Annotated in this window: 10 protein-coding genes and 1 pseudogene; 10 read left to right on the top strand and 1 reads right to left on the bottom strand. The window is 34.7% G+C overall.

Annotated elements, in window-relative coordinates:
• Positions 1-176: 176 nt before the first annotated feature.
• The 3 genes and pseudogenes from galE to ACNQGN_RS10920 form a co-directional block, all read left to right on the top strand.
• Positions 177-905 (top strand): annotated as a pseudogene (galE, locus tag ACNQGN_RS10930) (UDP-glucose 4-epimerase GalE); the annotation flags it as partial.
• A gap of 372 nt (positions 906-1277) precedes the next feature.
• The gene (locus ACNQGN_RS10925; RefSeq protein WP_417987865.1) at positions 1278-2963 is read left to right on the top strand and encodes a sodium/sugar symporter; all 1686 of its coding nucleotides are present in this window, start codon (positions 1278-1280) and stop codon (positions 2961-2963) included.
• A gap of 148 nt (positions 2964-3111) precedes the next feature.
• Positions 3112-3816: an NUDIX hydrolase gene (locus ACNQGN_RS10920; protein ID WP_417987864.1), complete on the top strand. Its 705-nt coding sequence runs from the start codon at positions 3112-3114 to the stop codon at positions 3814-3816.
• 148 nt (positions 3817-3964) lie between these two features.
• On the opposite strand, the gene ACNQGN_RS10915 is transcribed toward ACNQGN_RS10920, so the two are convergent.
• Complete coding sequence (locus ACNQGN_RS10915) at positions 3965-4330, bottom strand: toxin-antitoxin system YwqK family antitoxin (protein ID WP_417987863.1); 366 nt, start codon at positions 4328-4330, stop codon at positions 3965-3967.
• 228 nt (positions 4331-4558) lie between these two features.
• On the opposite strand from ACNQGN_RS10915, the gene aspS reads away from it, so the two are divergent.
• The 7 genes from aspS (at position 4559) to ACNQGN_RS10880 (ending at position 10271) form a co-directional block, all read left to right on the top strand.
• A complete protein-coding gene (gene aspS / locus ACNQGN_RS10910) occupies positions 4559-6304 on the top strand; it encodes an aspartate--tRNA ligase (RefSeq protein WP_417987862.1) in 1746 nt (581 codons plus the stop codon).
• 132 nt (positions 6305-6436) lie between these two features.
• Positions 6437-6631 (top strand): cold-shock protein, encoded by a 195-nt coding sequence (locus ACNQGN_RS10905; RefSeq protein WP_007137066.1) that lies wholly within the window; start codon positions 6437-6439, stop codon positions 6629-6631.
• Positions 6632-6864: 233 nt separating this feature from the next.
• Positions 6865-7230, top strand: a complete 366-nt coding sequence (locus ACNQGN_RS10900; protein ID WP_417987861.1) for an NADH-quinone oxidoreductase subunit A — start codon at positions 6865-6867, stop codon at positions 7228-7230.
• Positions 7231-7307: 77 nt separating this feature from the next.
• Entirely contained in the window at positions 7308-7856 is a 549-nt protein-coding gene (locus tag ACNQGN_RS10895; protein ID WP_417987860.1) for an NADH-quinone oxidoreductase subunit B, read from the top strand.
• A 3-nt stretch (positions 7857-7859) separates the two neighbouring features.
• Positions 7860-8381, top strand: a complete 522-nt coding sequence (locus ACNQGN_RS10890) for an NADH-quinone oxidoreductase subunit C (RefSeq protein WP_417987859.1) — start codon at positions 7860-7862, stop codon at positions 8379-8381.
• A 35-nt stretch (positions 8382-8416) separates the two neighbouring features.
• Positions 8417-9655, top strand: a complete 1239-nt coding sequence (locus ACNQGN_RS10885) for an NADH-quinone oxidoreductase subunit D (RefSeq protein ID WP_417987858.1) — start codon at positions 8417-8419, stop codon at positions 9653-9655.
• A gap of 85 nt (positions 9656-9740) precedes the next feature.
• The gene (locus ACNQGN_RS10880; protein ID WP_417987857.1) at positions 9741-10271 is read left to right on the top strand and encodes a complex I 24 kDa subunit family protein; all 531 of its coding nucleotides are present in this window, start codon (positions 9741-9743) and stop codon (positions 10269-10271) included.
• Position 10272 lies beyond the last annotated feature (1 nt).

Below are 10272 nucleotides of genomic sequence, written 5' to 3'. Positions count from 1 at the left end.
GGAAGCTCGAATATGAAAATTTACAATTTCTTATCCTTTTATAAAACAAAACACTGAGTAATAGAAGAATAATTTAAAAACAAAATTAACAAAGGTATCATTGCTGATTTAAGTGTCTAAAGAGAACTTTAGCAGGTCTCTATTGGTGTCGAATTAAAAAAATAAAACAAAACACATATGAAAATAACATTAATACTTTAATCTATCTACTTCAAGAATTGCAGAAAAAACAAGAAGCTCATTTTATTTTTAGCTCTTCTTGCACGGTCTATGGTCAGGCTGAAGCAATGCCTATTAACGAAAATGCATCGGTTAAGCCTGCGATGTCTCCTTATGGAAATACCAAACAAATTGGTGAAGAAATTATTACTGATGTTGCTAAAGTAAGTGGTATAAACGCTATTTTGTTGCGTTATTTTAATCCTATTGGCTCGCATCCTTCCACTGAAATTGGGGAATTACCTATAGGAACGCCACAAAATCTGGTGCCATTTATTACTCAAACTGGAATTGGTTTACGAAAAGAACTGTCTGTCTACGGGGATGATTACCCAACACCAGACGGGACTTGTGTACGGGATTATATCCATGTTGTAGATTTGGCAAAAGCGCATGTTATTGCTTTACAACGATTAGTAAACAAAAAGAATACAGATAAAATAGAGACTTTTAATCTGGGAACCGGAAAGGGAAGTTCTGTATTGGAAGTGATCGCAGCTTTCGAAAAAGTAAGCGGACAAAAGTTGCCCTACAAAATAGTTGATAGAAGGGAAGGGGATGTGATTTCGGCTTATGCCAATACAGAGAAAGCGAATGATATTCTTGGTTGGAAAACACAATCAACTTTGGAAGAAGGGATGGCAAGTGCCTGGAAGTGGGAACAAAAGGTTAGGAATAGTAATTAATTTAAGATTTAAGAACTATGAGATGCTGATGGAATCAATTAAAGGGGTGCTGTAAATTAGCACGTTGATGAAAGTGTTTTTTAGAATTTAACTTATTTAACATTAATAAATGTAAAAAATACATTTGTAAATGATGTAAATAAACTTTTTTATTTTACTTTTGACTTTCGCAATTCATAATAAAATTATTAATATTAAAATATATATCACATTTTATAATCAATTCTGTAAATTATATAGTTTTATGCACAGGATGTTGAAATGTGGTAAGCCATAATAACAAATGTAAAAGCAGTGCTTTTTACCATTAAAAAAAAATAACACGAGAGAATATCTCATTTATTATATTAATTTCTAAAAAACAAATTACTCATGAACCAGAACCTTGCTTTTGCAGATTACGCAGTATTTATTATTTATTTTATCGTGGTGTCCACTTACGGATATACTGTTTATCGCAAACGCGAGAAAAACGAACACGATGCCAAAGCTTATTTCCTGGCAGAAGGAACACTTACATGGTGGGCTATCGGTGCCTCTTTGATTGCTTCTAATATCTCTGCAGAACAGTTTATTGGAATGAGTGGGGAAGGATTCTTTTTAGGAATTGCAGTTGCTGCTTATGAGTGGATTGCTGCCATTGCTTTGATTATTGTAGCGGTTTGGTTTATTCCTGTTTATTTAAAAAACAAGATTTATACCATGCCTCAATTTTTGAAAACAAGGTATAATGAATCAACTGCTTTAATTATGGCCGTTTTCTGGTTATTCTTATACGTATTTGTAAACCTGACGTCTATTTTATATTTAGGAGCTGTAGCCATTAATGGATTGGCTGGTGGTGAATACTTACACGCTATTATGATCGGTCTTGCCGTTTTTGCGTTGGTGATCTCTTTAGGAGGTATGAAAGTGGTTGCCTATACCGATGTAATTCAGGTAGCCGTTTTAATTATTGGTGGACTTGTTACATCTTACATTGCTTTGACAACTGTGGGACAATATTTTGGAGTTGGCGAAAATGCTATTGCAGGTTTCAAGGTATTAATGAGAGAAGCTCCCGAGCATTTCAAAATGATTATCCCGGAACCAACCGCGACTTCTTCTCAAAATGATATTAATAAGTATCTTACTTTTCCAGGAATGATGTCTTATTTGGCGGGTATATGGATTATCAATCTTAATTATTGGGGTTGCAATCAATACATTACGCAAAGAGCTTTAGGTGCTGATTTACAAACGGCCCGTACCGGTATATTGTTTGCAGGTATATTGAAATTATTGATGCCGCTTATTGTTATGCTGCCTGGTATTGCTGCTTATGTTTTGTATGAAAATGGTCATTTGCCTCAATTGGTAGGAGGTAAAGATGGTGCTTATTCTGCTGTTTTAACATTCTTGCCAACTGGTTTGAAAGGATTGTCTGTCGCGGCTTTAACTGCTGCTATTGTTGCATCGTTAGCGGGTAAAGTGAATAGTATTTCAACTATTTATACGCTGGATGTGCATAAGAAGTATATTCAAAAAGATGCTAGCGATAGAAGTCAGGTGAACATAGGAAGATATGCTGTTTTTGCAGCGATGCTTCTTGCTGTTTTGTTTACTTGGAATGATGTGCTTGGGATTGGTGGTGTGGGTGGTTTTACCTATATCCAAAAATATACGGGTTTTATTAGTCCGGGTGTATTTGCCATGTTTTTCCTTGGGATGTTCTGGAAAAGAACTACAGGAACTGCAGCAATAATAGGGGTGATTTCCGGTTTCTTATTGTCGGTTTTGTTTAACGAATTTGCACCGGCATTATTTGGAACTGAAACATTATTATACACAGCTTATACGAATGGAAAAGGCGGATATGAAATACCATTCCACATTTGTATGGGATTGTCATTTATGTTCACAATGCTTATTATGATTGCAGTGAGTTTTGCAGGGCCGAAAGTAAATCCAAAAGCTTTTGAGTTAGATACTGAAATGTTTAAGGTAAAACCTCAAACAACTGTGTTGATCGTAATCACATTATTGATTATTTTTGCTTTGTATGCTAAGTTTTGGTAATATTATTATTTAAAAAGTAGTTTTTTGATTACTATTGTAATCAAATCAATGCCGTTTAGTTAAGCTTTTTCAGTTATTGATTAATCAATTGAAATGTTTAACTAAAGGGCATTTGATTTTAAAAGGATGTATGTAAAATTTAATGGGTATGGAGGAGAATTTGAAAAAAAAGAATTTTTCATTTGCGGTTGATTGTATCATATTCGGATACGATGGACAGGATTTAAAATTGTTGGTTATAAAGAGAAGTTTTGAGCCATTTAAAGGTAAGTGGAGTTTGGTGGGAGGATTCGTAGAAGAGGATGAAAGTGCCGAAGAAGCTGCTGTCCGGGTACTTAAAGGACTTACTGGTCTGGACGGCTTATATATGGAACAGTTGCATTGTTTCTCCGACCCCAAAAGAGGCGGTGCCGAGAGAATTATTTCTGTTACCTTCTTTGCTTTAATTGATATTCAGAAATACAATCAACAAATCAATGAAGATTATCATCCTGCCTGGTTTTCAATTAATCAATTACCCGAATTGATTTTTGACCATAGTGTCATTGCTGAACTAGCCAAGGAAAAATTGCGCTATAAAGCTGCGTTACATCCCTTATTGTTTGAATTGCTGCCTGACAAGTTTACGATGCCACAATTGCAAAGTCTTTACGAGGCTGTTTACAACATGGAATTTGATAAAGGAAATTTCAATCGAAAGTTGATGTCTACGAAGTTGCTGGAAAAGTTGGAAGATAAGGATATGCTTCATTCAAAGAAAGGAGCCTTCTATTACACCGTAAATTTAAAAAAATATAGCGCAGGTTTTAAAACCTTTTTGAATTTTGTTCCTAGTCAGTACGTTAATAAATAGCGGTTTGCGTCAGATTTTTGTTGTGGAATAAAGCTTTATATTGCTTCGCTTATGGCTTTTTTTGTAATGCGGGCTGGTTGAAAAAAGAGTATAATAAAAAAGCTTTCGTTTTAGGCGAAAGCTTTTTTATTATAAGTACAAATTAATATTAGTCTCTGTCAACCAATGCATCTTGTTTCCAGTTTTTAATGGAGGCTATTCTGTTATTAGAATAATCAACTTCACTTAAATTACTAATGCCAGTGTTGTTGTTTTCAGACCAGAAAAACCATTTTCCGATTTTTTTGCCATTGTCGTATTCTCCAGATGAAGTTTTATTTCCTTTCTCATCAAAAGATACCCAAACTCCTTCTAATTTTCCATTTTTGAAAAAACCTTCTTGTTGTACTTGACCGTTTTCAAAAAAGTAAGTTGCTCTAACTTTTTTACCAAAAGGCTCTAATACTGGTTCCGCTTTTTGTGCAAAAATCATCCCTGAGAATAATATTGCAACTAAAATAATACACTTTTTCATATCTTGAGTTGTTAATGTTTCGTTTTCTTTATCAAATTTAAGTAATACTTTACATTAAAAAAACTTTTACATAACAATTTAATAACATTAGACAAAAGCTTAACATTGGAAAATAAATTACTATAAAAAAACAATAGTGTAAAAAGTTACTATTCTCAATTCATTATTCATAATTAGTCCTAAATTTGCAGCCGTGCCCAAAGGGCAAAATAATCTAAAATTTGGATCATGTATAGAAGTCATAATTGTGGCGAATTGAACGCCTCGCATATTAATACTGAAGTTACTCTTGCTGGTTGGGTTCAGAAATCACGTGATAAAGGGTTTATGAATTGGGTTGATTTAAGGGATCGTTATGGAATTACGCAATTGATTTTTGACGAAGGACGTTCTCAAAAAGACGTATTTGAATTGGCAAAAACGCTAGGGCGTGAATTCGTTATACAAGTAAAAGGAACTGTTATTGAGCGTGAAGCTAAAAATAAAAACATTCCAACAGGCGAAATAGAAATTTTGGTTAAAGAATTGAATATTCTTAATGCTTCGCTTACGCCTCCTTTTACTATTGAAGATGAAACAGATGGTGGAGAAGATATCAGAATGAAATACCGTTACCTTGATATTAGAAGAAATCCTGTAAAAAACAGTTTGCTTTTCCGTCACAAAGTAGCTATGGAAGTTCGTAAATACCTTTCCGATTTAGATTTTTGCGAGGTGGAAACACCTTATTTGATAAAATCTACTCCAGAAGGAGCAAGAGATTTTGTTGTCCCTTCTCGAATGAATGAAGGGCAGTTTTACGCTTTGCCACAATCACCACAAACGTTTAAACAGTTATTGATGGTTGGTGGAATGGATAAATATTTCCAAATTGTGAAATGTTTCCGTGATGAAGATTTACGTGCAGACAGACAACCTGAATTTACACAGATTGATTGTGAAATGGCTTTCGTGGAACAAGAAGATATTCTGAATATTTTCGAAGGATTGACAAGGCATTTATTGAAAGAAATAAAAGGCATCGAAGTTGATAAATTTCCTAGAATGACCTACGAACATGCGATGAAAACGTACGGAAATGACAAGCCGGACATTCGTTTTGGGATGGAATTTGGAGAGCTAAATGAAGTGGCAAAAAGCAAAGACTTCCCGGTTTTTAATGCTGCGGAATTAGTAGTCGGCATTGCTGCTCCAGGAGTTGGAAATTATACTCGTAAAGAAATTGATGCTTTGATTGACTGGGTAAAACGTCCGCAGGTTGGTGCATCAGGAATGGTGTATGTGAAATGCAATGAAGACGGAACCTATAAATCATCCGTAGATAAATTCTACGATCAAAATGATTTGAGCAATTGGGCAAAAACTACTGGTGCTCAAGCAGGCGATATGATTTTTGTGCTTTCCGGACCTGCAGATAAAACACGTGGACAATTAAGCGCTTTGCGTATGGAATTGGCAACTCGGTTAGGATTAAGAAATCCAGCTGTATTTGCCCCGCTTTGGGTTGTAGATTTTCCCTTATTAGAATTTGATGAAGAAAGTGGTCGTTATCATGCGATGCACCACCCGTTTACCTCTCCAAAGCCAGAAGACATGCACCTATTGGAAGTAAGCCCAGGAAAAGTTCGTGCGAATGCATATGATATGGTTTTGAATGGAAATGAAATTGGTGGAGGATCGATTCGTATTCACGATAAAGCTACGCAACAATTGATGTTTAAGTATTTAGGTTTCACAGAAGAAGATGCCAAGGCTCAATTCGGATTCCTGATGGACGCATTCCAGTTTGGCGCGCCACCACATGGAGGATTAGCTTTTGGATTGGATAGATTAGTTGCGATCTTAGGTGGTCAGGAAACTATTCGTGACTTCATTGCTTTTCCAAAAAATAATTCAGGAAGAGATGTTATGATTGACGCACCATCTACAATTGACGCATCGCAGTTAAAAGAGCTGCATATTAAAATTGGTTAAGTGCAGTTTGTCGATAAAATTTGTTAGAAAACGTTGAATATCAATATTTTTACAAAATAAAAACAGAAGATAGCATTTCGTATTATATTAAATATTACATTTGCTTCATTATAAATTATTATTACTATTACAATGCGTACAGGTACAGTTAAATTTTTCAATGAATCTAAAGGTTACGGATTCATTACAGACGAAGAAACAGGAAAAGACATTTTTGTTCATGCATCAGGAATCAACGCGGAAGAATTGCGCGAAGGTGACAGAGTTAGCTATGAAGAAGAAGAAGGAAGAAAAGGAAAAGTTGCTGCGAAAGTAGCAGTGATCTAAGCATAAAAATTTATTTTTTTTGCCTACGAATGTTTAAACGTTCCGATATATATCGGAACGTTTTTTTTTGCGGTATAATGAAAAAACGGCATCGTAAATACGGAATTATTTATAACCGTTTAAAATAACAAGAAAATCGCATTTTCATCGAAACTAAATTTTGTTTTACACTTGTGTTTTAAATCCTTGAAACCTATCTTTGTGACTTATTTTTATTCAAAAACAACGATAATATGCAATCCGATCAATTAAATTATATCCCGATTTTAATGCAGTTCATTTTAGCTGTAGGATTTGTTATAGGTACTATATTGGTTTCAGGAAAATTGGGGCCTAAAAGATCATCCGAAATCAAAGATAAAAACTTCGAATGCGGTATAGAGTCTGTAGGAAATGCGAGAATTCCATTTTCGGTTAAATATTTTCTTGTAGCTATACTATTCGTCTTGTTTGATGTTGAGGTTATTTTTCTTTACCCTTGGGCAATCAATTTCAAAGAATTAGGAATGGAAGGTATGGTTAAAATGGTAATTTTTATGCTTTTGCTTTTAGTAGGTTTTTTCTACATTATCAAAAAGAAAGCTTTAGAGTGGGAATAAGATTTATTTTGGATGCTAAATTTAAATGAAATCATTTTAATTTATAATTCAAAATTTATAATTCAAAATAACAAAACATGAGTGATTCAAATATAAATATGGTTGCCCCTCCAGAAGGTGTTGTTGGGGAAGGTTTCTTCGCTACAAAACTGAATGATGTTGTGGGGTTGGCTCGTGCTAATTCATTATGGCCTTTGCCTTTTGCAACATCTTGCTGTGGTATCGAGTTTATGGCAACGATGGCTTCGCATTATGATTTAGCGCGTTTTGGTTCTGAGCGAGTGAGTTTTTCTCCTCGTCAAGCGGATATGCTAATGGTAATGGGGACAATTTCAAAAAAAATGGCGCCAATTTTACGTCAGGTTTACGAACAAATGTCAGAGCCTCGTTGGGTTATTGCTGTTGGTGCTTGTGCCTGTTCCGGTGGGATTTTTGACACCTATTCTGTTTTACAGGGGATTGATAAGGTAATTCCCGTTGACGTTTATGTTCCGGGTTGTCCGCCGAGACCAGAGCAAATTGTAGATGGTGTTATGAAATTGCAAGAGTTAGTTAAAGCTGAATCCGTAAGAAGAAGAAGTTCTCCAGAATATCAAGAATTATTAGCTTCTTATAATATTAAATAAATAATGGCGCTAGAAACGATACAAATCCAAGAAAAATTAGTTGAAACATTTGATTCGGCTGTTTTTGAATTCAAGCAGGAAAAAGATATATTTTCATTTGAAGTAGCTGCTGATAAAATTACGGCAGTTATTCTTTTTTTGAAAAATGATCCGACATTGCGTTTTCATTTTTTAACTGATCTGTGTGGGATTCATTATCCTGATAATGATATTGATCATCAATTTGCGGTTGTTTATCATTTGCACAATTGGTACGAAAATAAAAGAATTAAAATCAAAGCGTTTATCAATGGTGAAAACCCAGAAATAAAAACGATATCAAATATTTTCTTAAGTTCAAATTGGATGGAAAGAGAAACGTTTGATTTTTATGGGATAAATTTTATTGGTCATCCGCAATTGAAACGTATTCTGAATATGGATGAAATGATTTCTTTTCCGATGCGAAAAGAATTTCCAATGGAAGATAGCGGAAGAACGGACAAAGATGACCGTTTCTTTGGAAGAACGACAGATAATTATTAAACATACACACTATTATAATTTTTCACATTAAATAAATGTCAGAACTATTATTACCACCAGAGCATCGATATGCTAAGAGAATAAAAGAGCAATTAAATGAAGACGGAAGTGAACTTTCGATTCTGAATTTAGGGCCTACTCACCCAGCGACACATGGTATTTTTCAAAATATTTTGTTGATGGATGGAGAGCGAATTCTAGAGGCGGAACCAACCATTGGTTACATCCACAGAGCTTTCGAAAAAATTGCTGAAAATCGTCCTTTTTACCAAATCACTCCGCTTACTGATAGAATGAACTATTGTTCATCACCTATAAATAACATGGGTTGGTGGATGACATTAGAAAAATTGTTGGATATTGAAGTCCCTAAAAGAGCGCAATATTTAAGAGTTATTGTAATGGAGTTGGCAAGAATCACGGATCATATCATCTGTAATTCCATTCTTGGTGTGGATACAGGGGCCTATACCGGTTTTTTATACGTGTTCCAGTTTAGAGAAAAAGTATATGAGATCTACGAAGAAATTTGTGGTGCTCGTCTGACTACTAATATGGGTAGAATTGGTGGTTTTGAAAGAGATTGGTCGCCAGAAGCTTTTAGGAAATTAGATGTGTTTTTAGAAGAATTTCCAGCAGCTTGGAAAGAATTTGAAAACTTATTCGAAAGAAATAGAATTTTTATTGACAGAACGGTAAATGTCGGAGCTATATCGGCTGAACAAGCGATGGCTTACGGATTTACAGGTCCAAATTTACGTGCTGCAGGTGTTGATTATGATGTTCGTGTAGCACAACCGTATTCTTCTTATGAAGATTTCGATTTTATTATTCCTGTTGGAAAATCTGGAGATACATATGATCGATTCTGTGTTCGTAATGCCGAAGTTTGGGAGAGTTTGAGTATCATTCGTCAGGCTTTAGCGAAAATGCCGGAAGGAAATGACTTTCATGCTGACGTTCCGGATTATTATCTTCCTCCAAAAGAAGATGTTTACACTAGTATGGAGTCTTTAATTTATCATTTCAAAATTGTAATGGGAGAAGTTCCTGTTCCAGTTGCTGAAATATATCATCCTGTTGAAGGTGGAAATGGTGAACTAGGTTTTTATTTGGTTACCGACGGAAGCCGAACACCTTATAGATTGCATTTCCGTAGACCTTGTTTTATTTATTATCAAGCGTATCCAGAAATGATTAAAGGTTCATTGCTGTCGGATGCAATTGTTATTTTGTCAAGTTTAAATGTTATTGCCGGAGAGTTAGACGCTTAATAAAAGTATAAATGATGAATTTTAAATTGGGAATGGGAATCAAAAACATTTAAAATTTAGAATTCAAAATTTGAAATAATAAAAAATGGAACGTACGTATCACAAACAAGAAATAAATATGACCGAAGCATTGATGAGTCGCATCAATGAATTGATTAGTCATTATCCTGAAGACAAAAGAAAATCGGCTTTATTACCTGTTTTACATGAAGTTCAAGATGCTCACGAGAATTGGTTGAGTATTGAATTAATGAATAAAGTAGCCGAAATCCTTTTAATCAAGCCGATCGAGGTTTACGAAGTAGTTTCGTTTTATACGATGTACAACCAAAGACCAATTGGAAAATATATGTTTGAATTTTGCCAGACTTCTCCTTGTTGTTTGAACGGAGTGGAGGATTTGATGGATTACACCTGTGAGAAATTAGGCGTAAAAGTGGGTGAGCCTACTGCAGACGGTCTATTCGAAGTTAGAGGTGTTGAATGTTTGGGTGCTTGTGGTTATGCTCCAATGATGCAATTAGGCGATTTTTACAAAGAACATTTGACAGCAGAAAAAATCGATCAATTAATTGCTGATTGCAAAAACGATAAAATAATATTACACGATAAATAAT

Source organism: Flavobacterium rhamnosi (assembly GCF_048286515.1).
Classification (GTDB): Bacteria; Bacteroidota; Bacteroidia; order Flavobacteriales; family Flavobacteriaceae; genus Flavobacterium.
This window is presented reverse-complemented; position numbering and strand designations above follow the sequence as displayed.